A 23,638-nucleotide genomic window follows, 5' to 3' on the forward strand; every position below is an offset into this window, starting at 1 on the left:
TCGATCGAAATTCCCGCCCCGGCTCAGCGATCCCCAGCCTTTCCTCCTGCATCCTTCGTCGCTTACATCTTATAAGATATGTTACAAGTATTTTCGGAATGTAAAGCAAAATAAACAATACTTATGATGATAAAAAGAATATTAAAATTTGAGAGCGCCAGTTTGTTGATATATTTTTAACAGCCCGCGATCGGGCAAAAAAATTAAGCGAATACTAGGAAGCGAGATATGGCTTACGCTCAAACCCAAACTCAATCAAAGGCTGGGTATAAAGCCGGAGTTCAAGACTATAAACTAACGTATTACACGCCGGACTACACGCCGAAAGATACAGATATTTTGGCAGCATTCCGCGTCACACCGCAGCCGGGAGTTCCCCCAGAAGAAGCTGGAGCTGCTGTGGCTGCTGAATCTTCCACAGGTACATGGACGACTGTTTGGACTGACCTCCTGACCGACCTCGACCGCTACAAAGGTCGCTGCTACGACATCGAACCAGTTCCCGGTGAAGACAACCAATACATCTGCTTCATTGCTTATCCTTTGGATTTGTTTGAAGAAGGTTCCGTCACCAACTTGCTGACCTCTTTGGTCGGTAACGTGTTCGGTTTCAAAGCTCTGCGCGCTCTGCGGTTGGAAGACTTGCGGATTCCCATTGCTTACCTGAAAACCTTCCAAGGCCCTCCTCACGGTATTACCGTTGAGCGGGACAAATTGAACAAGTACGGTCGTCCTTTGCTGGGCTGTACAATTAAACCCAAATTGGGTCTGTCTGCTAAGAACTACGGCCGTGCCGTTTACGAAGTTCTGCGCGGCGGTTTGGACTTCACCAAAGACGACGAAAACATCAACTCGCAACCGTTCATGCGCTGGCGCGATCGCTTCTTGTTCGTTCAAGAAGCTATTGAAAAAGCCCAAGCAGAAACCGGCGAAGTCAAGGGTCACTACCTCAACGTAACTGCCCCCACCTGCGAAGAAATGATGGAGCGGGCTGAGTTCGCTAAGGAAATCAAAACCCCCATCATCATGCACGACTACCTGACCGGTGGTTTCACTGCTAACACCACCTTGGCCAAATGGTGCCGCCGTAACGGTATCTTGCTGCACATTCACCGCGCCATGCACGCCGTGATTGACCGTCAGAAAAACCACGGTATCCACTTCCGCGTGCTTGCCAAGTGCTTGCGGATGTCCGGTGGCGACCACCTGCACTCCGGTACAGTTGTGGGCAAACTCGAAGGCGAAAAAGGCATCACGATGGGCTTCGTAGACTTGATGCGCGAAGACCACATCGAAGAAGACCGCAGCCGCGGTATTTACTTCACCCAAGATTGGGCCTCCATGCCCGGTGTCATGCCGGTTGCATCTGGTGGTATCCACATCTGGCACATGCCGGCTTTGGTGGAAATCTTCGGCGACGACTCCTGCTTGCAGTTCGGCGGCGGCACTTTGGGCCACCCTTGGGGTAACGCACCTGGTGCAACTGCTAACCGCGTTGCTTTGGAAGCTTGCGTCCAAGCTCGTAACGAAGGCCGCAACTTGATGCGCGAAGGCGGAGACATTATTCGCGAAGCTTGTAAGTGGAGCCCCGAACTGGCTGTTGCTTGCGAACTCTGGAAAGAAATCAAGTTTGAGTTCGAGGCAATGGATACCGTTTGATGATTTTGGGTTTGAGATTTTAGGTTTGAGGTCGCAAACTTGCTGGGAAGTCTTTATCTTTGAAGAAGATTTACTTGTAAGTTTGCATCCACAATCTAAAATCCAAAATCTAAAATTTGAGGGAGCTGGGGTCAAAAATGGATCTCAAACAAGTTGCGAAAGACACCGCTAAGGTGCTGGCAAGTTACCTAACCTATCAATCCGTGCGGATAGTGGTCGCTCAGTTGAGCGAAACCAATCCTCCTCTGGCAATCTGGTTGAATGACTTTTCCACGAAGAGCAAAATCCAAGATGGAGAAGCTTACATTCAAGAGTTGCTGAGGGAAAATCAAGATTTAGGATTTCGGATCATGACTGTGCGAGAGTATCTGGCTCACGATGTGACAGAATATTTGCCAGAAATGGTTTCTACTGGCATTCAACAGGCGAATATGGAACACAGACGCCAGCATTTAGAGCGAATTACGCAACTTAATTGGTCTGTTTCTAGCAGTAATCCTGAAACATCAATAGATTCTGAACCGAATCTGGATAATTTGTCGAGTTAATCGATCGATAAGTGCGATCGAACACACACCTTAGAGATACAAAAAATGAAGACTTTACCTAAAGAGCGTCGTTACGAAACTCTGTCCTATTTGCCCCCGCTGACAGACGCGCAAATTGCCAAGCAACTCCAGTACATCCTGGATCAAGGCTACATTCCCGGCGTAGAATTCAACGAAACCTCTGCTGCAGAAATGCGCTACTGGACTTTGTGGAAGTTGCCTTTGTTTGGTGCTCGCAGCGTCCAAGAAATCATGGCTGAAGTTCAAGGTTGCCGCCAAGAAAATCCGACGTGCTATATCCGCGTCATGGGTTTTGACAACGTGAAGCAATGCCAAGTGCTGAGCTTCATCGTGCACAAGCCGAACACCAGAGGCTACTAAAAAGTATTGGCTGACTAATCTAAATTTTAGGTTAACAGTCATTGCAGATTGGAGGCGGGGAATTTTCCCTGCCTCTTTTTTTATAGTTTGCAAATAGCTTTTAACACTTGCAGCAACAAAATTGAAGAGTCGGACTCCATCAGGTTTAGCAAAGGCATTAGCTGATAGGTTGGAGTATTGCTCCCCTGAATATTCACGAACTGATAGTGCATTCCATTTGTTGTCAAACCCCAGATTGTGTCTTGATATTTTAAATTTTGATAAGCATAGGTTAGCAATTGGGATAAACCCATCAATGCGTTGATTCCAGAATTTTTACTTTCAATCACCAAAACCCAAAAATATGTATCGCTTCTGATAGGTTTTATCCTGTTGACAGCCAAGATATCAAACCGTCCTTTAATGATTGTATCTTCATCTTCAATGCTAATTTCGGCGATGTCTTGTTCTAAACTAATTTTAATCGGGCGGCGGTAGAAGCCAGCCAATCGCATTAGGGGAAAAGTAGTCAGAGCTTTTACCAATCCTTCAGAAACTCGATCCGTTGAAATGTAGTCATCGAAGTCATCCCTAATTTGTATAAGTTCCTGCTGTTCGTGTTCTGTGATATCTTCAAGGGATAGCAGAGAGGTAAATGAGTTAGTGTACTGCTTTTGAAAGCCGAACAGACGGTGTACTTCTGCTAAAGTTAGGTTTTTGGCGTTAATAGTTGTTGTCATATTTTGATATGTATTTAAGTTTTAGCTATAATTTTAACATAGAGATTGCGGTGATCGAGTAGCAAAATCCATGACCCCGAAAGAAGCACGAGAATTATCTATCAGTTTAAAACTTCCTGAATTAGTAGGAACTGCCTTAGAGATTCAGCAAGCAGAAATCATTAGAGCAGAGAAACTTCAACAAGTTCCCTTTTTTGAGGCTAACTGGGAAATGTTTATGACAGAGCTTGAAAATAGAGATTACTATGACAACTCTCTCCAGCTACTCAGACAAAATGATGTCGCTAAATTTTGGATAAAATACCGCGAATTAGATTTTTGGCAACTTCTAAAGCTTTTTCAGTAAAGTTGCACATTCACCATTTAATTTATTTTAATCTATCCTCTCCATCACAATACAGTCAACAATTTCGTATCCCCAATTATAGTGTTTATTTGCCAGTTGCTTTGCCATGTCATATTCACCTAAATAACACAGTTCAGCTAACTTTTGATATCCTTCCTCTTTCTCTTGCTGCCCTCTTTCCCGGCGCAGCCTTTTTCTTTCTGCTTCTGAGAGAGAAGGTCTTTCTAAACCAAATACATCTATTTCGCTAATTCGTTGCATGGTTGCCTCCTAAAAAGGAATTGATTCTACGATCTCACCGTCAACTATTTCGTAGCCCCATTCTGGATGTTCGGTGATTTGTTTTTCAATCATACTCCGACCCATCGGAGTTTTGCAAGCTTTCTGCAAAAGTTCAATACTGGGAGCTTCAACAACTGAATCTGACTCTTTTTCCTTACTTTCCTGTTGTTCTACTAAAGTTCTGGGGGAAAGGGTGTTAGCAGTCGATGGTGTGAGGGAAATTTGAGGTGCGATCGCTTCCAGTTTCTTCATGACACTTTCTTTGGTAAATTGAGGTTTTTCTGTAAAGGAAGGTGGCAGATAGGGTGTCTGCACTCCTAGGTTTTTGGCTTTGAGTGCATCATCAGCAAGGCGATCGCACTTTCGCAAAAATCCCTCCCACAAATCGTTACCCAAAACCGGGTTTCTCAAGTCAGCACGGGCTTTAGATACTGCTGCTTCTAGCGGTTCGCCTTTGTGGACGTAATACTGAATTCGCTCCTCTTCAAAAGCAGGATAAGGCACTTCCGGCTCGATTTCCCAATCCCGCTGGACTTTCTGACTTTCTCCTAACGGAATTCCGGCGATAAATTCCTCCCAAAAAGTCGAGGTTAAGCCTTTTGTCATGCTGTCAATAATTTTAAATGCCCATCCAGAAGGATTGCCAAATCCTAAATTACGTTCTTTAGCATATGCTTCTAAGGCTCGCTGAAAGTTATGCAGTTCTTCTTCGGAGTTCCAAGGGCCGCTAAATCGGTAATTCGGGGTGACAGCAACGGCTATTTGCTGGCGAGGTTGCCCAAAATATTTGTCGGTTTTAACTGCATGATTTGGGGGTGATGTTTCGGGGAATATTTCTACAGGGTGAGTGTTGTTTTCGCGGCTTTTTTGTGTTATAATATCCGCAGGATTGGGTGTCCAAAAGTTATTGAGTTTTTCCTCGAAAGCGTCAATGTCCGCCCATAGTTCTAGGGTGTCCGTGTTGGGATTTGTTAATTTTTCTTTGAGGAGCGATCGCACTTTGAGTTGCTGTCTCGCAAATTCCTGTTCTTCCTGATTTAAACCAGTGGCTTTTTCTATTTCTGTGCTGTTAGTTTTCACCCATTCGCCGGAGTAGGAATGTTGTGCTTGCCATTGCAATAATTGGCACAGAAAAATACTGGCTGTGACTCCGCCGGTGATTTTGGCGAGTTTGGGATAGTAGATGGCGGGATTGCCGAGATTCCCTAAAAATATTCCTATTTTCATTTTGTATATTCTTAATTCCGTTGAATCCAAGGGTGTTTATGGGCGCACCTTACCTTCAATCCTAGTGTGCGCGCATAAGAACCTTACCTCGACTAAACTAGCATTGAGAAACTTAAGATTTTCTTTAAGCTTCTGTCTATTCCCGACTGAATGGAGTTTCTAGAGGAAAGACGGGACTCGCGTATGCGATCGCCTGATTGACAGGAATGACTTAAACGTAATATTAAATTATTTACTGTACAGATCCTCCGCAAATGAATCCAGAACGCCAAGAGGCTTATTTGAAATTAATCGAGCGAGTGCTTACCTGTCCCAGCGGTCAAGAACCAGAAGTTTTGAGTTGCTGTTCCGATTTAATTGATGCGGGATTTGTGCAAATGCTAATCGAGATATCGGCTTCAATGGCCCGCGAAGGTGACGAAGATACTGCTAATTTTTTAGTGCAACTTGCTCGTTTGCTGGGGAAATCTTTGGGTTTGTCGCCGGATTTGATGCCTGCTGGGTAGAGTAGTGCACGGGGGTAGAGAAAAAGTGCGATCGCCTCGTTGTATCATGTTTTGATAAATCGGGGCGATTCCCTAGCCTTCGGGATAGCTTCGCTTCACGTATTTTTTAAAGGCATAGATGGCTTTACAGTTGATATTCGAGAGGTTCACAAAACTCATTCACGCCAGTTTTAAATACATAAATAATCACCGAAGCCACCAAAATCTCCGGGCAAATTTTGGCAGCCACTAAATCTCTAAATGCTGCATTCAATTCTCCGTTTGTCAACTCTTCTTTGACCTCAGATTTGCAGATAGCAACGCGGCATCTTTTAGCCAATCCGTCTAACCAATTTTCTGATATATTCGGTTCTTGTCCGGCTTGAATTGCTAGTGATATCGCTGCATCTTCGATGTTACCTTCGCAATCTTCGATTGCGTCTAGGGCTTTTAGGGCTTCGGGATATTCGGCTAATTGCGAGCGAAATTGGGCAATTTGTTGTGAGGTAATAATTACCATATTATTTTCCTGTGTTTTTTGCTGGTGGGATAAGTTTAGCAATTAAAGTTGATATTATAGCATTTTTTTTGAGGTTGGGATTGGTATCATTCTTAGCAACGGGCAAGATGCCCGTTCCACAAAGAGTTAATTTGGTTGTGGGGTGGGCTTTATTGATGGGCGGGCTAGAAGCCCACCCCACAAGCAAGAAATAATGTCTCTTGTGGAACAGGCATCTTGCCTGTTGCAAATGGCTGATTTATCAGCGGGCTAGAAGCCCACCCCACAAGCAAGAAATAATGTTTTTTATGGAACAGGCATCTTGCCTGTTGCTGACCGCAATCCCTGCTACAATAACAAAAACCAACCGTCTCACCATCTCACCAATGTTAGATAAAATCTGGCGATTCCTCAAACAATTAATTCGGCGGCTATTCGGCACAAATCCGAAAATTCAACTGACACCTCCTCAACCTGCGCCAACTTTGACTGATGCGGAATACGAGGCGAAGTTCATGGAACTTCTCGAAGGGGTGAATCAGGGCTGGGGAAAAGGCGGTGTTGCGGAATTATTAAGCGCCAAACAAATTGAAAATGGTGATTTGGCGGCTTGGTTGCGAGGGTTTGGGACTCGATTGTTGGCGGGCGCGCAGGGGAGTACAGAGGGCGGACACGGGGGCACGGCCCCTACGGATGCGGTGGTATCGCTTCAGGAATTGGCGCGCAGGTTGGAGTTGTTGGGTAGAGTTGCGGGTGGGGAATTGTCAGAGGTGGCGGGGAATGTTGGTAAGGAGATTTTGGTTGAGTTTCCGCTAGTTTCGGTTGGGGGGGAGAGGAGGTTGATGGGGAGGCTAAACTCTGGTTCTATCGGGGTAAAAAAGAATATGATTTAAACGATTTTGAAGGAGCAATTATCTCCTATGACAAAGTTTTAAAAATTCAACCTGATTATCACAAAGCCTGGTACTGTCGGGGCTTTGCACTGGGTAAATTAGGCAGGCTTGAAGATGCGATCGCCTCCTAGGACAAAGCCTTAAAATTCAAACCAGATTACCACTGGGCATCGAAAAACCGGACAATAGCACTTAAAAAATTAGGAATTGTATAAGGATTAATTTTTAATTAAAACAAAGATTCTCAATAAAATGGCGCTAAAATAGATTAATCGGCGATTGGAATCAGGGCAACGGATTGCCCCTACCGCACAAACTTTCGTCCGCGCAACGCAAGACTGAAGAGAGGAGAAGAGAAGAGAGGTAATAAAATGACAACCGTTACTTTAAACTTAGATACTGTCGAACTAACAGACGAACAGTTTTACCGTTTGTGCCAGATGAATCGAGATTGGCAATTTGAACGGACACCTAAAGGAGAAATTATCATTATGTCACCCGTAGGCGGAGTCAGCGGCAATCGAGAAGCCTATTTAATTACAGAGTTGGGCTTGTGGAACCGTCAAACGCAGCTAGGGATAGTGTTTAGTTCTTCCACAATTTTTCGATTGCCCAATAATGGCGATCGATCGCCTGATGCCGCTTGGGTTAGCTTAGAAAGATGGTCTGCTTTAACAACAGAAGAACAAGAGAAATTTCCGCCAATCTGTCCTGATTTTGTCATAGAATTGCGATCGCGCACAGATTCCCTGCGGCCGCTTCAGGAGAAAATGCAGGAGTATCTAAACAGCGGTTTGCGCTTGGGTTGGCTAATTAATCCTCAAGACGAACAAGTAGAAATTTATCGCCCTTCTCGCGAAGTAGAGATTGTACAATTTCCTGTAAGTTTATCCGGAGAAGATGTCTTGCCCGGATTTGTGCTTAATTTGCCGATGACTTGATATTGCCTCAAATTTTTCCTGTTTCCAACTGTATTTTTTTCGGACAAATATCATCATCATACCAACCAGTCAAAGCCACCGCCAAAGCATCCGCCGCATCGTCCGGTTTCGGAATGTAACCCAACTCCAACTCCCGCGCCACAGCCTCTTGCACTTCAGATTTATCCGCATTACCGCGGCCGGTCAAAGCTTGCTTAATTTGAGCCGGCGTAAACTCGAACAGCGGCACTCCACACTGCGCCAATACTAGCGTCAAAACGCCCCGCGCTTGCGCTACAAGTATCGTATTTCCCATCTTGTAAAAGAACAGTTTTTCGGCAATTGCTAGATCAGGTTTAATCTGTTCAATTACCTCGTGCAAATCGTCGTAAATTGTTTTCAACCGCTGTCCCATTTCCTGTTTTGGCGTTGTTTGTATGACGCCGCAATCAATCAGGGAAACGCTGTTTTTATCTTGTTTGCCCGGGACAATTTGACAAGAAATTGCCCCGTAGCCAAGATTTGCTAAGCCCGGATCTAATCCTAAAATTCGTTTTTCCATTGCCAGAATTAGTAATTGGGAATGGGAATAAGGTAGGAAAATTTGGGGAAGGTTTCATCACCACAAATTACCCATTACCAATTACCAATTACCAATTACTCCTCAGTTGATTCTAGACCGAATACCCGATCGAACACTTTGGTCACTTTAGAACCAGAATCTATTGATTCTAGCGGATCTTTCCGCAATCGGTGGCGCAAACATAGGGTCATCACCCGGCGAATATCGTCCACTGTCACCTCTGTGCGGCATTCTAAAGCGGTCAAAGCTTTGGCGGCGCGATTTGTGACCAAATCGCCCCGCAGTCCGTCTACGTCCAATTCCGCGCAAACTTGGGAGATTTTTACTCGCAAATCTCGATCGATAGTTACCGACTTCAACCTTTCCTGAGCCTCCACCAACGTCTGCTGCATATCATCTTGTTCCTGCTGATATTTCGCGAGAAACTCCGGCGGATTTTGGTCAAAACTCGATCGCTGTTCGACAATTTCCACTCTTAAATTCGGGTCTTTTACAGTCCGAATTTCGGCGTGCATCCCGAATCTGTCGAGCAACTGCGGCCGCAATTCTCCTTCTTCTGGATTCCCGGAACCGATTAAAATAAACTTAGCCGGGTGGCGGATCGAAATGCCTTCTCTTTCAACAGTATTCCAACCGCTGGCGGCGGAGTCGAGCAAAACATCGACTAAATGATCGTCGAGCAAATTGACTTCATCAACGTACAGAATGCCGCGATTAGCTTTAGCTAAAAGCCCGGGTTCAAAAGCTTTAACACCTTCCGACAAAGCTTTCTCGATGTCGATCGTACCGCAAACTCGGTCTTCGGTAGCGCCCAAAGGTAAATCTACCATTTGGACTTTCTTGCGGGCGATTTTAATGTCAGTTTGAGATAAAGTGCGATCGCGCACCTCGTCACTCATCAAATCAGGATCGGTGGGATGACTGTTAAAAGGATCGTCAGCCACCACCTCAATTTCCGGCAGCAAATCAGTGAGGGCCCGGATTGTGGTAGATTTACCAGTACCTCGATCGCCCATAATCATCACCCCGCCAATTTTCGGATCGATGACATTCAACAGCAGCGCCAGTTTCATCTCCTCCTGGCCAACAATTGCAGTGAAGGGAAAAACAGGGCGGCGGGCTGGGGTAGCGGTAACGGTTGGTAGAACGCCCGCATTCAGGTTATTGCTGACTTCGGCAGTAGGACTCACAGGATAACTCAAAATATAATAATTGCTTGTTTATTGTGACATATAGGTGGACAACAGTCACTCAAAGGTAGGCGATCGTCGTTTTGAGTAGCCTCGTCGGCTTACAAAATTTCATACACCTCTATAATATCTTGTAACGTCCGTCAAGAGTTATAATTATGAGGTATTTCTCTATCTATTTTATCGGCATATATCGGCATATATTGGCTAAGTCTATCGCATTAAAAGTTGAGTTACTTTATGTTAATTGAATTTTCAGTCAGTAACTTTAGGTCAATTAAAGAAGAGCAAACATTAAGTATGATTGCCGACTCTTCCACCCGGAAGAATGACAATACTTTTGTGCCAATCGAAGGTAATAAACTGCGCTTGCTTGACTCGGCGGCGATCTATGGAGCAAATGCTTCTGGCAAGTCAAATATTCTCAAGGCTTTGGATAGACTGATTTCTTATATTCAAACTCTCAATATTGATGTTGATGACAATATTCCTTATTACGAACCATTTGAGTTAGACCAGTTGTGGTTACGCCAGCCTTCAATCTTCAAGCTTAGTTTTATTATTGAAGGAATTATGTATAAGTATCAAATTGCTTTTGACAGTCGAGAAGTTCATCACGAACAGCTAGATTTTTATCCACATAAAAGACAAGCAAACTTATTTATTCGTACAAAAAACGAGGTCAAGCGCGGTGATTATTTTCAAGACAAGCGATTGTTTTCAAGCAAAGCATTAACTAAATATCCTTATTTATCAAAAGTGGCTCGTGAAGAACATGAACAAATGCAAAAAATTTATGAATACTTAAAAGTATATGCTTTTTTTGCAGCCAACGATACTGACATGAGCCGTTCAGTACGACATTATGTTAATCAAGAATTGCAAAAAGATCAAAAGCTCAAACTCAAGTTGGATAAACTCATTAAAATAGCTGATACTCAGATCGAAGAAATTCAATTAGAAGAAAAGAATGTTAAGATTGAATTTCCTGATGAGGTGCCAGAGGGCATGAAAAATTTCATTATTAGTGACAATAAGTATGAAGTGTTTGCACTACATAAAAATTTTCGAGATGGCGTATCAGAAGGTGTAACAATTTTTAATTTTTTACAAAAAGAATCAATCGGAACTATTAGACTTTACGGTCTGGGCGCTCTAATGTTATTGATATTAAAGAGAGGTGATATTTTAGTTATTGATGAAATAGATAATAGTTTACATCCTAAACTGTGTAAGTTCTTAATTAAGTTATTTCACCATCCGTTAACTAATCCCCGTAATGCCCAACTAATTTTTGCCAGCCATGAAACCACTCTACTAGATAAGGAATTATTGAGAAAAGATCAAATCTGGTTTACCGAAAAAAATAAATATGGTGAAACACAACTCTTTTCGGCCCAAGACTTTGATAAGGTAAAAGGTGATGAACCTTTTGACCTCTGGTATATGCAAGGTAAATTTGGTGGTCAACCTAATATTAAAGAAGTTGAATTTATTTTTGGCGATGAGTAGACAAACAAAAAGAAAATTAAAACAGTTAAAGCAGTCCATCTACATAGTATGTGAAGGAACTAATACGGAACCGATTTACTTTGAGGCGATTGCTCAGGAAAATGATGTATTTGACAATTATGCCATCACAGTTTATCCAAGTGAAGAAGACCAAATAAAAGCCTCAAAAAAAGAAGGTGAATCTATTAAAACAGATGCGGTGAATCTGGTCAAACTCGCCAAACAAGAAATAAAAAATTATGACGAAGTTTGGGCAGTTTTTGATAAAGATGGTTATACCAAACATGAAAAAGCATTTTCCGATGCACAGAAACACGGTATTAAGCTAGGGTTTTCAAGTATTGCTTTTGAACATTGGATTTTATTGCATTACGAACAGAATCGAAAGGCTTTCGATAAATCGCAGAATGTTATTACTTATTTGGAACAAGCAGGTTATTTTACAGGCTATTCTAAAAAAGCAGATATTTCCATTTATCCTAGACTTAAAGACCTGACTCAAACAGCTATTGAAAATGCAGCCTGGTTACGGATGGAGATGGCAAAAGATCTAGCTGCTTGTGATAAAAAAATATATGAATTAAATCCTTATACCACTGTAGATGAGTTAGTAATCAAGCTTTTAGGTTTTAATCCTGTCACCTACGGATATATTACGGAAACGCTTAGAATTAGCGATTTTAGTATCACAGTTAATGATGTTCAGCGCCACTGTGGAATAACTTTGAGTGTTTGTATTGTCAATCACGGAAAGTGTAGCTATTTAGTGAACAACCTCTGCGACCACTTTTATTTAAAAGATGAAAAGCAAAATAAATTTCAACTTGTCATTGATACTCCAATTATAATTGAACCAAGTTCTACTCAAGATATTGCCTTAAAGTGTGAAAAATTTTCCGCAACGGGCAAGTTAAGATTGCATTTTAGTCCTGAACCCAATAAAATACTAATTATTGCGCTTCACAATATAACTGATATCATGTCCGATTGATTAACCATAATATCCCGGTCGGGGCGGGTTTATGAGATTGTCCGTTTTTGGCAAATATTATTGGTGAACCCGCCCTTACAGGAATCAGGGTAATCGACCGGACATGATATAACACCCTGGTGCAAATTAGATTCAGGCAATGTTACTAACAATTCGACTACATCAAATAATTCTGGCACGATCGTGCTTTCCTCCGAACGAATTATGAATAGATTCAATGTATTGCTCAATTTCCTCATCCGTGCAACTGACTCCATTCTGCCAAAGTTCATATTCACTGATATCGATATCTTCATTCCAAACCAGTGCATAACCACCAGGTTCAATTTTAAAATTTCTGAAAAAGCCAGGATTGCTTAACATTGCAAACATCGGATTGTCTAATAACTTAGAGATGTTATATTTCTTGATTTCAAGATTGGTAAACTTGACCATCAAGGTGCGATCGTCAATAGCTTTAGCAGAAACAATGCGCTCAGGTTTCATAAAACAATCACAGTTATTTTAATGGCGGAAGTTTACTAAACTCTTGACTATTCCACATATTCAGCAGTTCTTTCTGGTACAAGGTAGCCCATTCTATTACCAGCTTTTGAGCCCGATTCGGTAAATCTCCTTCAATAATTTCTAAAGATTCAATGCCGCTCAAAGCATTATACTCACCGTAAACTGCGTGAAAATGAGGCGGTGGATGATCTCCAAAGAAAATTTTGATAATTATTCCGTAAAATCGTGCAACTTCTGGCATAAAGCTTTTCTAAACTACGATATGAGGATTATTGTAGCCGAGCTCGCGGGCACAATCACATTTTAGATCGGATTTCCAGCGATCGCACTTTTGGCATCGAAAGGTCGATCGCCCTTTACGACTTTTTCACGGGCGAAGGGCGATCGCTTTGTTAAGAGGGGAAGAGCTATCGCTCGATCGCTTTTCTTCGCATACTTGAAAGTGCGATCGCCCTTGAACCCCTCGCGGAGAAATGAGGTTGAGGCAAAAAAGTAGGAGCTAGTCCGAAAGATAAAACACATTTTTCGATGAACAGTTGACAGTTTACTGTGTATACTTTATTTTTATAGAAGTAAGTTTAAAAAAAATCAAATGTCTATCTTAATTCCCTTGGAATTTACTCAATTGCTACTAGCACAAACTAACTCTTGCCATACTGTCGGGCCGTTAGACTTAATCGCTATCCTAGCTTTACTAGGGGGACTTTTAACCTTTGCCTCTACGGCTGGTCTGCCAACAGTGACAATTGCTTCAGTAGGCACTGCTGCGGCGAAGGTTATGGCTATTTTGGGAATCAGTGCTAGCTTGGGTTCGATAATAGTTCCATTTCAGGGACTTTTAGATATCGCGGCTGTAGCGGCTGTAGTCGAAGGCATTAAGCACATCTTAGGATGTGGTTAATTGCAGCGGTAAGCAGTGTTAATTAAAGTAGATTACGCAATCGGAACTCAGCAAAAGCTAGTGTCATATAGGCGATCGCCCTTTTGGCCAGAGAAAGATCGTCTTTTTGATATAAGCGATCGCCCTCACAAAAACTCGCTATCTCCCAGACAAAGAACGCGCAAACTCTAAAACTTGTATCTGACGTTCGTCTGACAAACGTCCAACCATCGCAGCTAATAGCTCAGATACAGACAACCAACGCCTTTCTTTCGACTTCCAAACAACTAAAAACTGCTCCGTAGACAGAGTACACAAAGCTATCGTTTCGCCCGAGCGATCGCTAAATTCTACCTCGTAATTTCCATCATCATAACAATCTACAATTGCCCCTCTAACACCCTGGTGCAAATTAGATTCAGGCAATGTTACTAACAATTCGACTACATCAAATAATTCTGGCACGATCGTGCTTACCTCCGAACGAATAGTGTTACCAGTCTCGCCCCATTACTACCCGGTTCTACGATCCAACCTGTACGGACAATCCCCTGCTGTCCCTGTGCGCCCACAATTTCCAAGTCTACAGTATAGCGCTGTCCGTGTTTGTCATTTAGTCCTAAAACTGCTTCAGCATCAAGAGTTTTAGCTGAAATCTGTGCTAACAGCAATTCATAGTTTTCTTGGCTAAATCCTAAACGACGCTGAAATATTACAGCTTTATCGCTACCGACTGGATTATCTACATTAAGAGCATACTCTGTTAATTTTCGAGGATCGATAACGAGATGGCTGACAAGTTCTTTCAGCTTCATGTTTGTTTACATAACACTAATTTTAGCATCTAACAGATTAAAGAGCTGTTTTGGGAACCCGATCGACTTTCAATTTTAGCTCTAACTTACAATAACCAATAACCAATAACTAACAACTACCACTGTGGCCCTGAAGCCATCAAAGCAGTCGCAGCCTCGCTCGGTAACGGCTTAGCAAAAAAATAACCCTGACCGTATTCGCAGCCGATCGACCTCAACTTAGCTAATTGTGCCGCCGTCTCCACACCCTCAGCAATCACATCCATACTCAAAGCGTGAGCCAGCGCCACAATAGTCCGCACGATCGCCACATTCTCCCCCTCGCTTTCGGTCTCCATTCGCCCCACAAACGACTTATCAACCTTCAAAGTATCCGTAGGAAACCGACTCAAATAACTCAACGACGAATAACCAGTGCCAAAATCATCAATTCCCAACTTGACATTTAACCCTTTCATCTGCTTCAAAACCGCGATCGCCGACTCCACATCATCCATCACCACACTCTCAGTAATCTCCAACTTCAAACTCTCAGCTTTCAAACCCGTTGTTCCCAAAATCGCCTTCAGGCGATCGACCAAATCCGGCTGAGCAAACTGCTTCCCAGATAAATTTACACTCATAATCAAAGGTGGATCAAAATCAAACATTCCCTGCCACAGCCGCAACTGCCGGCAAGCCTCCTCCAGCACCCACTCACCCAGCGGCACAATTGCCCCCGTTTCCTCAGCCACCGGAATAAACTTCATCGGCGCAATCAAACCCCGCACCGGGTGTAGCCAGCGTACCAAAGCCTCAAACCCAATAATCCTCCCGCTTGCAAAAGATACAAACGGCTGGTAGTGCAGCACAAACTCCCGACGCTTGAGGGCCAGCCGCAAATCAGTCTCCAACTGCAACCTCTCCACCGCCACAGCGTGCATCGAAGCATTAAACACCTGATACCTTCCCGTTCCCAAAGCCTTCGCCCGGTACATCGCCGTGTGGGCATCCCGCAGCAAGTGTTCCGGCTGTTCCCTGACAGTAGCAGCGGGTTCGCCCCCCAGGGCAATCCCGATGCTGGCCGTCACAAACACCTCCTGCCCCTTCAACTCAAAAGGCACAATTAAAGCTTGGTGAATGCGATCGGCCAAATCCACCGCACTGTCAACATTAATATTCCTCACCAAAATCGCAAAATGGTCACCCCCCACCCGCGCCACAGTATCCGCAGCACCAATACTTGCCCTCAACCGCAGCACCACCGAAATCAGCAGTTCGTCCCCCGCCAAATGACCCAAAGAATCATTAATCACCTTAAACCTGTCTAAATCCAGAAACAGCACCGCAAACCGATAGCTGGGGCGGCCCCTAGTATGGGCGATCGCCCGCCCCAAGAAATTCACGAACAAATCCCGGTTGGGCAAACCCGTCAGAGAATCGTGAAAAGCATCGTAAAGCTTCCTGTAAGCGCTGACACCCACACCAGTCACCACCAAACCCAAAGCCGGCGACACCAGCGGCACCCACCCACCGCCAGTAAAAATCCCAAAACTAATCCCCAACAAACCCATCAACGCCACACCCCCAACCAATCCCGCCCTCGCAGGGTGCTGAATCCGCCAAGCCACAATCCCCCCAACCACCGCCCAAGCAGCGTTCCACCAAATTTCCGCCCATTCTGGCCACACCCAAAACAGCGATCGCCCATCCACAACCGCACTCAATATTTGGCTCAGCATTTGCGCGTGCACCAGCACCCCCGGCATTTTCGGACTTTGCTCCTGGGCGGGGCTGTAGGGCGTCAAAAACAAATCTCTGGTACTGGGTGCCGTCGTCCCGATCAACACAATCTTGTCCTTAACCCACCTTGGGTCAATTTCCCCATTCAATACCTGCCTGATACTGACTTGTCGCGCCACCTCCTTGGCAGAACGGTATTTGAGCAGAATTTGGTAGCCTCTGGCGTCGAGATTTGCATAGCCGCCGCTGTCAGAAGTTAAAGGTACAAATTCTGCCTTTCCCCAGTTGATTTGGTGGGGATGAACAGGGCTATTTTTCGGCTGCACTCTGTCTTTGAAATACAGCAAAGCCACTTGCACAGAAAACGAGAAAGCAGTATTCTTCTCTGCTTGGGAGACTGAAAGCAAATGGCGGCGCACAACGCCGTCACCATCGAGCACCAAGTCGTTAAAACCGACTCGATCGGGTGGTATCCCCGGAGGCGCAGGCACTCCCGGACTATCTGAATCGCTCAATTTGTTAATCCCCACCACATTCGGTGCTTTCAGTTGAGTCAGCAATTCTTGGTTTCCCGGTTGTTGAGGCAAATCCCGGTACAAGTCCAAACCGATGACTTTTGGCTGATACTTTTGCAGTTTTGTCAAGGTTTGAGCGATCGCCTTGTCGGAAATCGGAAATCTCCCCAAAGCTTGAATATCGGCCTCAGAAATTGCCACTACCAGCAGCCGCCGATCGGGGCCGGAATCGGGCTGCAAGCGCACTAACGAGTCAAAACTCCCCAATTCCCAGCTTTGCATACCTCCCAACTGCCGAACTCCCATATTCAGCAGTGTTACAGTCGCGCCCGCAAGCATTGCAGGCAAAATCCAGACCCCTCGGTTTTGAGAACTCAGGTTGAGGCCAGTTGCGACAGACATTACATATCGAAGATTTCGAGAGAATTGGGCAGTCACAGCAAGAATATATCGGTGCAAATTCGCTTCGCACAAGTCTGTTCTTACAGAATAGGGCTTAATATGAGATTGAATTTGACACTCCCCTGGCTAAAGCCGAGGGGATTCTTGTTTCGCAGAATCGACTTGCCGATGCAGAATTGCTTCAACATCGGTAGCGGTCAATTCTCCACAAGCGTTCGGATCTAAGATCCAAGTTCCGGTGTGCCCCACCGTACTTAATCCCCGACTCAGGATATTTCTAGCGGCGTTCCAATCTCTATCAAGGGTGCATCCGCACTGACAAGCGTGGGTTCGCGTTGATAGACTTTTCTTAACAACTTTCCCGCAGCTAGAACATTCTTGACTTGTTCCATTGGCTGGCACGGCAATCGTAATCCTTCCGAATACTTTACCGAAATATTCCATCCATTTTCGGAACATATACCAAGATGCGTCGTTAATCGATTTGGCTAAACAGTGATTCTTCACCATATTTTTAATCCTCAAATCTTCGTAGGCTACACAGTCGTTTGACTGGATGACGCATCTTGCCAATTTCACGGCAAAATCTTTACGCTGTCTACTTATTTTGAGGTGGCGTTTTCCTAAAATCACTCTAGCTTTTTTTCTGTTCTGCGAACCCTTGACTCGTTTTGAAACTCGTCTTTGGGCTTTCTTTAACCTGCGCTCTCCCTTGCGAAGAAATCGCGGATTTTCGACGGCAACGCCATTTGAGTCTGTGTAGAACTCTTTGAGCCCCACGTCTAATCCAATGGCATTGCCTGTGACCTCAATCTTTTCAAAGCGGTCAACTTGAACGCAAAACTGGACGAAATATCCGTCTGCTCGCTTTACTAAGCGTACTCGCTTGATTTGACGGAGCTGATAAAAATGTAAGTCGCGCGTCCCTTTTAGTTTGAGTTTCCCGATTCCTTTCTTGTCGGTAAAAGTGAGAGATTTCCGGTCGGTTGCCATCCGCCATCCGGTTGTCTTATATTCGACAGAGCGGTTGTCTTTCTGGAACTGCGGAAATCCCTTTTTTCCCGGAATTTTCTTTTTACAGTTATCGTAGAATCGGGAGATTGCCGACCACGCTCTTTCTGAGCTAGATTGCCGAGCCATGCTGTTCAAGTCATCGCAAAACGGGAATTCTTTAGCTAAAACAGCGCTGTACTTATTTAAGTCGTATTTATCGACTTTTTGGTTGTCCATCCAAAAGCGCAATGCTTTGTTGCGGATGAACTGCACTGTTCTAATGGCTTCATCTATAGCATCTAATTGCTGCTTTTTACCGTATGCTTTGAATTCAAAAACTAGCATGACTTCGACCTAATCACGATACTCTTATGCTAGCAGCGCTAGCTTAACATCGCTAAACTTGTTCACAAAGCTTTACAATTACGTGTCGTATCCCCTACATTAGGAGAAAGCCGTTCTAGAAGGACGGGGTTTTAAACCCAATTTTTTGATAATTTTTTCAGAACTTGTGCCGCAACCGAGTTTCTTTAAGCTAATAACTCGATTTGGCAAAGTATTTCTCGGATGGGAACCGGGTTTCTGAAGATTTGCCGACAAATCCTGTCTTTCATTCCTTGTTTCCCCAAATTCCCACAAGCGTTAAAATTTAGTCGATCGAACTTTCAGGATATTTTTGAGATTATGGCGAATCAACTTCCGATTCCGGTGATTGTTAACGGTGCAGCAGGCAAGATGGGCCGCGAAGTAATTAAGGCGATCGCCCATGCTAGTGACATGACCTTATTTGGGGCTGTAGACCGCTCTCCTGAGTTCCTCAACGCCGATGCCGGGGAATTAGCCGGATGCGGCCCCTTAGAAGTTCCCATCACTGACGACTTGCAAGGAATGCTGGTATTAGCATCTCAGGAAAAGCAGTTAGGAGTGATGGTAGATTTTACGCACCCTTCGTCTGTTTATGAAAACGTGCGATCGGCCATAGCTTACGGGGTTCGCCCAGTAGTCGGCACTACCGGATTGAGCAGCAAGCAAATTGAAAAACTAGCTGAATTCGCTGATAAAGCGAGCATCGGTTGTTTGATCATACCGAATTTCTCGATCGGCATGGTGTTGCTCCAACAAGCCGCCGTCACGGCATCTCAGTATTTTGAACACGTAGAAATTATCGAACTGCATCACAATCAAAAAGCCGACGCTCCCAGCGGCACGGCGATTCAAACTGCCCAAATGTTAGCAGAAATGGGAAAAACTTTCAATGTGCCTGAAGTTGAAGAAACCGAAAAATTAGCCGGAGCTCGGGGTTCAGTGGCCGATGAAGGGATTCGCATTCACAGCATCCGTTTACCCGGTTTAATTGCCCACCAAGAGGTAATTTTTGGCGGCGCCGGTCAAGTTTATACTTTACGACACGATACGAGCGATCGCGCTTGTTATATGCCCGGAGTATTGCTGTCTGTACGCAAAGTCCTGGAACTGCGATCGCTCGTTTACGGCCTGGAAAAGATATTGTAGTCATTCGTCATTCGTCATTCGTCATTGGTCATTAGTCATTAGTCATTCGTCATTGGTCATTAGTCATTAGTCATTAGTCATTAGTCATTAGTCATTAGTCATTAGTCATTAGTCATTAGTCATTAGTCATTGGTAATGTAGAATCAATCTAACTTCTAACTTCTGACTTCTAACTTCTGATTTCTGACTTCAACCTCAATCCCTTAAATCCGTTACAACTGATATCTTGCACCATTGTCAGCAACAAGCAAGATGCCTGTTCCACAAGAAAATTTATATTTTGTGGAACAGGCATCTTGCCTGTTCATAAAAGGTTAATTGACAAGGGTCCAACATATGAGTTACAACCCTTATAGAATCCCCTGCCGAACAGACTCTTGCACCATTGTGAGCAACAGGCAAGATGCCTGTTCCACAAGAAAATTTATATTTTGTGGAACAGGCATCTTGCCTGTTCATAAAAGGTTAATTGACAATAGTCCAACCTATGAGTTACAACGCTTATAGAATCCCCTGCCGAACAGACATCAGTTGCATCCGTTACAAAATCTGTTGCCGAACTTCCTATGCTACTTCCCTTAACCCGCGAAACCTTTCAAGAACTAATTCCCGCCGTCGCCACGGGAGCGCAATACAAATATACCTGGGGAAAACCGCCCGATTTTTTGAGGCGAATGTTAATCTCTGCCGTCAGCGTAGTTTTACTCCTGGTCCTCTACAACTTCGCAGGTTCGGATGTCGGACCGCTAGTTTTAATCACCGGATTGATAGCTGGTTTGTACTGGCTGTGGGGACCGATTTTGTGGGCGAGTTTGCGGAATGCAGAATGTCGCAAATATCAATACTGCGGTTTTTGGCAAGGACGAGTTTTGGATATATACATCACAGATGAAGTCACAAGTCAAGAAGAAACAGTCAATCAAAAAGGACAACTCGTAATAGTTGACAACCTAGAACCACGCATCAACTTAGAAGTAGGCGACAAAACCGGATTTACCACTACACTTCGAGCTCCCTTGCGGAAAGAACACCAAGGAATTGTCCCGGGCCAAGCTGCTTTAATGTTAATTATGTCAAATCAAGAAGATTTAGGCAGAATTGCCAAAGTTTCAGATATTTATATTCCCAGCCGCGACGTGTGGGTGAGCGACTATCCTTATTTACGCAGAGATTTGTTTGTCGAGATGAGCCAACAGATTAAAAAAGGTAGACAGAAAAAAGGGCGCGAGCGCGATAATCAAAGTAGAGGAACTAGAAGGCGATCGCCAGCTGATTATTAATATGGATAATAGCGATTAAGAGAGATCGCAAGTTAAACTTAGGACAAAATTCACTCTTATAGCTCCTAATGCCTACGGTTCTTCAGGTTGGCCCCTACAGTTTCATCTTTTTTAGTTCCGATCGAGGCTAACCCGCCCACATTCATGTTAAGCGATATCGGCAACTTGCTAAATTTTGGATTAATCCTGTATCTCTAGAAAAAAATCGAGGCTTCAAAGAACATGAATTAAACCAGATAGCTCATCTTGTAGAGGAACAAGAACAAACATTGTTGGAGGCTTGGGAGGACTACTTTGATCCTTGAAACAGAACCCCTTGTGATTAAAGTCACGGTGACAGACGAAAAAGTGATTGTGGACTTAGCTGATGGTCGCACTTTGAGTGTTCCCTTAGCTTGGTATCCCCGTTTGTGGCACGGTTCCCCGGAGGAAAGACATAATATCAAATCCGTTAGCCTCGGAATAGTAAATTCGAGTTCACTGTTGACTGTTCACTGTCAACCGTCAACCGTCAACCGTCAACATCATTCCGGTGTAACCGGAAATGATATAATTGGCAGCTACTTGGAGACGGTTATGCCATTAAATGGACTGATTTAGATGAACACATTGAGGTTGAGGGTTTGCTAGCTGGCAGACGTAGCAATGAAAGTCAACGCTCGCTTGAACGTTGGTTAATTAACCGCAACACTGCTCAAAATAATCCCGAACGACTAATAACTAATGACTAATGACTGCTGACTTCTCGATCAACTGTTTCGCTCTTGGCCGTAAGCTTGCCAAGCCAAATCGACCAGCCCGTTAACAATAGCGACAGCCACCACCGCAGATCCCTTGCGGCCCTCAATCCGAATGTGAGGAATCATCGAATCGTGCAGCCGCGACTTAGCCACGTCAACCCCGACAAACCCAGAAGGACTCCCAATCACCAAAGCCGGTCGAATTTCCTCAGATTCAATCAAATCTACGATCGCCGACAAAGCAGTTTGAGCCTGGCCCACCACAAAAATCCCCTCAGGATAGCGTCTTGCCAAAGTTTCAATCCCCCAAGCCGCCCGCGTCCTTTCCTTTTGGGGGCGTGTCAAAGCCTCCATCGAACAGTAAACCGGATTCGCAAAGGTACTTTGGATCAAGGGCGTAATGCCCACCTGCACCATCGGCACATCTACCACGATCGTAGTCCGAGCAGCCAAAGCAGCCGCCCCGGCTTGCAAAGCCTGATCGGAAAAACTAATTAAAGACTTGTACTCAAAATCAGCAGTCGCATAAATCACACGGCGGACTATTTCGTACTCCGCCGCTGAAAAACCGTGGTCGCCAATTTCGCTATCAATTAATCCCAGACTCTGGGCATCGCTTACGTGCCATTCCATTTGTTGGATAGCTGTCGCCAGTGAGTTGTCAGGTATCAGCTTACCAGTTTTTAGTGATTAGTCATTAGTCATTAGTTATTAGTTATTTGTTAGGAGCAGGTTTTTGGTCCATTTGGACTGCCAACAAATAATCTCAAGACTTGCGCGCGGGGCCGATCACCTTGGTTTTTTCACAGCAATACTTCGTTACAGCCAGCCTCCAAGGTGAAAAACCCGGTTTTTAAGAGTCGCAGCGCGTCCAAAACTGAACAGCAGAGACGATCGCACTGGTTTCTCGGCAGCCAGCGCCCCCCGTCAGGGTCGAGCGCTCAGCCAGCGACGATCGCACTGCTAAGTTTCCGACGACGAAGAAGATTTGCCCAGCACCGGAGTCAGGAATGCCGCCAAAGCTCCGATCGCAAAACCGGCCACATTCCGGACCACAGGTAACCAGTCAGAAGTCCGAGTCACCACCGGCCCAAGTCCGAAAGCGAAAAACAGAATGCCCCACAGCGGCGAAAAAATCAGCGCCCACTGCCAAGCCACAACCTGTCCCGGTTTCCGAGGCTGAGCCGCAAACCCGCAGATGACGCCGCCAACCACCGACGTAATTAACGTCAGAACCCACTGTTCCCTCGGCAAACCGGGAACCACGCGACAGCCGCCCTGACGCAAACAGCCTTCTATCGACTCCAAAGATTCAATAATCGCTCGATCTTCGCCATTGTCCCGCACAAAAAATTGATTACCGTAGCGGGTTTGCAGTTCCACCCAAAAAGTGCGCGGCAGCAGCGGATACAGCGAGTCGCCCACATTAAAATTGAGCAAATTGCCCCCTCGGGGGTCAGCAACTAATAACACACTCTTGTCATCTAGCCCCCAATAGCTTTTGACAGCCAAACCCGGCGTGCGATCGTACTGAGTCAGCACTCGCAGTTTCCAGCCGGTTTCGGCTTCAAAGGTCTTTAAATTTTTTGCCAAACCCTCTTCTTCAATATCCGTGAGGGCTTTAGCTAAATCAATGATCGGCGTCTGAGTTGACGGCAACAAATCGGGATTGTTGAAAGCGTGAGCCTCCGGTGCGATCGTCCACACCGACAAAGCCAGAAAAAATGCGGCAACAGAGGCTAGAAATTTTCGCGGGAAAAGCTGTGACATAGGAACTTGTAATCCGGGTCTTAATTGTGAATACTAGCTGGCGGTCTTAACCAAAGGATCAGAGAAAACTCATATTTCTTTACAATTATTTACTTTACAGGAAGGGGAGAGCAAGGGGAAGGAAAAAATAGTTTTTGAGAAAGGGGGAAGGGGAGAGGGGGAGGGGGAGAGGGGGAAGGGGGAGAGGGGGAGAGGGGGAGAGGGGAGAGGGGGAAGGGGGGAGAAATTAGCGATCGAGCTCCTCAAGGGGGTGAGTAACATCGAAAA

General features: G+C 44.8%; 32 protein-coding genes. 16 read left to right on the plus strand and 16 right to left on the minus strand.

The features are described from left to right. Positions 1–228: 228 nt before the first annotated feature. The 3 genes from ACUVJL_RS06940 to ACUVJL_RS06950 all read left to right on the plus strand — a co-directional run bounded on the left by ACUVJL_RS06940 (position 229) and on the right by ACUVJL_RS06950 (position 2,588). Entirely contained in the window at positions 229–1,659 is a 1,431-nt protein-coding gene (locus ACUVJL_RS06940; RefSeq protein ID WP_333228667.1) for a form I ribulose bisphosphate carboxylase large subunit, read from the plus strand. Between the two features lie 137 nt (positions 1,660–1,796). Then, positions 1,797–2,207 carry a RuBisCO chaperone RbcX gene (gene rcbX, locus ACUVJL_RS06945; RefSeq protein ID WP_332954824.1) on the plus strand — a complete coding sequence of 137 codons (411 nt, stop codon included), beginning with the start codon at positions 1,797–1,799 and terminating at the stop codon, positions 2,205–2,207. Between the two features lie 45 nt (positions 2,208–2,252). Then, on the plus strand, positions 2,253–2,588 hold the full coding sequence (locus ACUVJL_RS06950) for a ribulose bisphosphate carboxylase small subunit (protein WP_445245187.1): 336 nt from the start codon (positions 2,253–2,255) through the stop codon (positions 2,586–2,588). Between the two features lie 80 nt (positions 2,589–2,668). Here ACUVJL_RS06950 and ACUVJL_RS06955 read toward each other — a convergent pair whose 3' ends face one another. After that, positions 2,669–3,307: a restriction endonuclease subunit R gene (locus tag ACUVJL_RS06955; protein ID WP_445245188.1), complete on the minus strand. Its 639-nt coding sequence runs from the start codon at positions 3,305–3,307 to the stop codon at positions 2,669–2,671. A 70-nt stretch (positions 3,308–3,377) separates the two neighbouring features. Here ACUVJL_RS06955 and ACUVJL_RS06960 point away from each other — a divergent pair, with 70 nt between their 5' ends. Continuing rightward, positions 3,378–3,653 carry a hypothetical protein gene (locus ACUVJL_RS06960; protein ID WP_332984771.1) on the plus strand — a complete coding sequence of 92 codons (276 nt, stop codon included), beginning with the start codon at positions 3,378–3,380 and terminating at the stop codon, positions 3,651–3,653. 27 nt (positions 3,654–3,680) lie between these two features. On the opposite strand, the gene ACUVJL_RS06965 is transcribed toward ACUVJL_RS06960, so the two are convergent. Then, positions 3,681–3,914, minus strand: a complete 234-nt coding sequence (locus tag ACUVJL_RS06965; RefSeq protein ID WP_332984773.1) for a hypothetical protein — start codon at positions 3,912–3,914, stop codon at positions 3,681–3,683. A gap of 9 nt (positions 3,915–3,923) precedes the next feature. Continuing rightward, positions 3,924–5,162 (minus strand): hypothetical protein, encoded by a 1,239-nt coding sequence (locus tag ACUVJL_RS06970; protein ID WP_445245189.1) that lies wholly within the window; start codon positions 5,160–5,162, stop codon positions 3,924–3,926. A gap of 254 nt (positions 5,163–5,416) precedes the next feature. Here ACUVJL_RS06970 and ACUVJL_RS06975 point away from each other — a divergent pair, with 254 nt between their 5' ends. Beyond that, positions 5,417–5,668 carry a hypothetical protein gene (locus tag ACUVJL_RS06975; protein WP_445245190.1) on the plus strand — a complete coding sequence of 84 codons (252 nt, stop codon included), beginning with the start codon at positions 5,417–5,419 and terminating at the stop codon, positions 5,666–5,668. 124 nt (positions 5,669–5,792) lie between these two features. On the opposite strand, the gene ACUVJL_RS06980 is transcribed toward ACUVJL_RS06975, so the two are convergent. Further along, positions 5,793–6,167, minus strand: coding sequence for a hypothetical protein (locus ACUVJL_RS06980; RefSeq protein WP_445245191.1), 375 nt, complete (start codon positions 6,165–6,167; stop codon positions 5,793–5,795). A 287-nt stretch (positions 6,168–6,454) separates the two neighbouring features. Between ACUVJL_RS06980 and ACUVJL_RS06985 the strand changes: the two genes are divergently transcribed. From ACUVJL_RS06985 to ACUVJL_RS06995, 3 genes are all read left to right on the plus strand, one after another. Further along, positions 6,455–7,039 carry a hypothetical protein gene (locus ACUVJL_RS06985; protein WP_445245192.1) on the plus strand — a complete coding sequence of 195 codons (585 nt, stop codon included), beginning with the start codon at positions 6,455–6,457 and terminating at the stop codon, positions 7,037–7,039. A gap of 20 nt (positions 7,040–7,059) precedes the next feature. Next, the gene (locus tag ACUVJL_RS06990; protein WP_445245223.1) at positions 7,060–7,170 is read left to right on the plus strand and encodes a tetratricopeptide repeat protein; all 111 of its coding nucleotides are present in this window, start codon (positions 7,060–7,062) and stop codon (positions 7,168–7,170) included. A 240-nt stretch (positions 7,171–7,410) separates the two neighbouring features. Beyond that, a complete protein-coding gene (locus ACUVJL_RS06995; RefSeq protein ID WP_445245193.1) occupies positions 7,411–7,980 on the plus strand; it encodes a Uma2 family endonuclease in 570 nt (189 codons plus the stop codon). A gap of 7 nt (positions 7,981–7,987) precedes the next feature. Here the strand turns inward: ACUVJL_RS06995 and ruvC are convergent, their stop codons facing one another. Both ruvC and bchI read right to left on the minus strand, forming a co-directional pair. Beyond that, positions 7,988–8,521 (minus strand): crossover junction endodeoxyribonuclease RuvC, encoded by a 534-nt coding sequence (gene ruvC / locus ACUVJL_RS07000; protein WP_172187982.1) that lies wholly within the window; start codon positions 8,519–8,521, stop codon positions 7,988–7,990. A 95-nt stretch (positions 8,522–8,616) separates the two neighbouring features. Beyond that, entirely contained in the window at positions 8,617–9,732 is a 1,116-nt protein-coding gene (gene bchI, locus ACUVJL_RS07005) for a magnesium chelatase ATPase subunit I (RefSeq protein ID WP_445245194.1), read from the minus strand. A gap of 240 nt (positions 9,733–9,972) precedes the next feature. Between bchI and ACUVJL_RS07010 the strand changes: the two genes are divergently transcribed. Continuing rightward, complete coding sequence (locus ACUVJL_RS07010) at positions 9,973–11,244, plus strand: AAA family ATPase (RefSeq protein ID WP_445245195.1); 1,272 nt, start codon at positions 9,973–9,975, stop codon at positions 11,242–11,244. After that, positions 11,237–12,235, plus strand: coding sequence for an RloB family protein (locus ACUVJL_RS07015; protein WP_445245196.1), 999 nt, complete (start codon positions 11,237–11,239; stop codon positions 12,233–12,235). The genes ACUVJL_RS07010 and ACUVJL_RS07015 overlap by 8 nt, the downstream gene beginning before the upstream one ends. A gap of 162 nt (positions 12,236–12,397) precedes the next feature. Here the strand turns inward: ACUVJL_RS07015 and ACUVJL_RS07020 are convergent, their stop codons facing one another. From ACUVJL_RS07020 to ACUVJL_RS07030, 3 genes are all read right to left on the minus strand, one after another. Beyond that, positions 12,398–12,721 (minus strand): DUF2442 domain-containing protein, encoded by a 324-nt coding sequence (locus tag ACUVJL_RS07020; RefSeq protein WP_445245197.1) that lies wholly within the window; start codon positions 12,719–12,721, stop codon positions 12,398–12,400. A 13-nt stretch (positions 12,722–12,734) separates the two neighbouring features. Beyond that, positions 12,735–12,983: a DUF4160 domain-containing protein gene (locus tag ACUVJL_RS07025; protein ID WP_445245198.1), complete on the minus strand. Its 249-nt coding sequence runs from the start codon at positions 12,981–12,983 to the stop codon at positions 12,735–12,737. Positions 12,984–13,045: 62 nt separating this feature from the next. Further along, a complete protein-coding gene (locus ACUVJL_RS07030; protein ID WP_445245199.1) occupies positions 13,046–13,264 on the minus strand; it encodes a hypothetical protein in 219 nt (72 codons plus the stop codon). Positions 13,265–13,334: 70 nt separating this feature from the next. On the opposite strand from ACUVJL_RS07030, the gene ACUVJL_RS07035 reads away from it, so the two are divergent. After that, entirely contained in the window at positions 13,335–13,643 is a 309-nt protein-coding gene (locus tag ACUVJL_RS07035; RefSeq protein ID WP_445245200.1) for a hypothetical protein, read from the plus strand. A 138-nt stretch (positions 13,644–13,781) separates the two neighbouring features. On the opposite strand, the gene ACUVJL_RS07040 is transcribed toward ACUVJL_RS07035, so the two are convergent. The 4 genes from ACUVJL_RS07040 to ACUVJL_RS07055 form a co-directional block, all read right to left on the minus strand. After that, a complete protein-coding gene (locus ACUVJL_RS07040; RefSeq protein WP_445245201.1) occupies positions 13,782–14,087 on the minus strand; it encodes a DUF4926 domain-containing protein in 306 nt (101 codons plus the stop codon). Positions 14,088–14,095: 8 nt separating this feature from the next. Continuing rightward, positions 14,096–14,437 (minus strand): DUF6883 domain-containing protein, encoded by a 342-nt coding sequence (locus ACUVJL_RS07045; protein WP_332954813.1) that lies wholly within the window; start codon positions 14,435–14,437, stop codon positions 14,096–14,098. A gap of 116 nt (positions 14,438–14,553) precedes the next feature. Beyond that, positions 14,554–17,076, minus strand: a complete 2,523-nt coding sequence (locus ACUVJL_RS07050; RefSeq protein ID WP_445245202.1) for an EAL domain-containing protein — start codon at positions 17,074–17,076, stop codon at positions 14,554–14,556. Between the two features lie 126 nt (positions 17,077–17,202). Next, entirely contained in the window at positions 17,203–18,414 is a 1,212-nt protein-coding gene (locus tag ACUVJL_RS07055) for an RNA-guided endonuclease InsQ/TnpB family protein (protein ID WP_445245203.1), read from the minus strand. Positions 18,415–18,753: 339 nt separating this feature from the next. Between ACUVJL_RS07055 and dapB the strand changes: the two genes are divergently transcribed. Continuing rightward, positions 18,754–19,581, plus strand: coding sequence for a 4-hydroxy-tetrahydrodipicolinate reductase (gene dapB, locus ACUVJL_RS07060; RefSeq protein ID WP_445245204.1), 828 nt, complete (start codon positions 18,754–18,756; stop codon positions 19,579–19,581). Positions 19,582–19,750: 169 nt separating this feature from the next. Here dapB and ACUVJL_RS07065 read toward each other — a convergent pair whose 3' ends face one another. After that, positions 19,751–19,876: a hypothetical protein gene (locus tag ACUVJL_RS07065; RefSeq protein WP_445245205.1), complete on the minus strand. Its 126-nt coding sequence runs from the start codon at positions 19,874–19,876 to the stop codon at positions 19,751–19,753. 271 nt (positions 19,877–20,147) lie between these two features. Between ACUVJL_RS07065 and ACUVJL_RS07070 the strand changes: the two genes are divergently transcribed. The 4 genes from ACUVJL_RS07070 (at position 20,148) to ACUVJL_RS07085 (ending at position 21,592) form a co-directional block, all read left to right on the plus strand. Then, complete coding sequence (locus tag ACUVJL_RS07070; RefSeq protein ID WP_445245206.1) at positions 20,148–20,861, plus strand: phosphate ABC transporter permease; 714 nt, start codon at positions 20,148–20,150, stop codon at positions 20,859–20,861. Between the two features lie 140 nt (positions 20,862–21,001). Further along, positions 21,002–21,166, plus strand: a complete 165-nt coding sequence (locus ACUVJL_RS07075; RefSeq protein ID WP_445245224.1) for a DUF4160 domain-containing protein — start codon at positions 21,002–21,004, stop codon at positions 21,164–21,166. Beyond that, positions 21,156–21,461, plus strand: coding sequence for a DUF2442 domain-containing protein (locus ACUVJL_RS07080; protein WP_445245207.1), 306 nt, complete (start codon positions 21,156–21,158; stop codon positions 21,459–21,461). The genes ACUVJL_RS07075 and ACUVJL_RS07080 overlap by 11 nt, the downstream gene beginning before the upstream one ends. Then, entirely contained in the window at positions 21,443–21,592 is a 150-nt protein-coding gene (locus ACUVJL_RS07085; protein WP_445245225.1) for a hypothetical protein, read from the plus strand. Before ACUVJL_RS07080 ends, ACUVJL_RS07085 begins: the two co-directional genes overlap by 19 nt. Before the next feature lie 18 nt (positions 21,593–21,610). Here the strand turns inward: ACUVJL_RS07085 and ACUVJL_RS07090 are convergent, their stop codons facing one another. Together ACUVJL_RS07090 and ACUVJL_RS07095 are read right to left on the minus strand one after the other, a co-directional pair. Continuing rightward, the gene (locus tag ACUVJL_RS07090) at positions 21,611–22,234 is read right to left on the minus strand and encodes a precorrin-8X methylmutase (RefSeq protein WP_445245208.1); all 624 of its coding nucleotides are present in this window, start codon (positions 22,232–22,234) and stop codon (positions 21,611–21,613) included. A gap of 330 nt (positions 22,235–22,564) precedes the next feature. Then, entirely contained in the window at positions 22,565–23,371 is an 807-nt protein-coding gene (locus tag ACUVJL_RS07095; protein WP_445245209.1) for a TPM domain-containing protein, read from the minus strand. Positions 23,372–23,638: the final 267 nt, after the last annotated feature.

Origin of the sequence: Microcoleus sp. OTE_8_concoct_300 (assembly GCF_031383065.1) — a bacterium.
In the GTDB taxonomy this organism is placed as follows: Bacteria; Cyanobacteriota; Cyanobacteriia; order Cyanobacteriales; family Microcoleaceae; genus Microcoleus.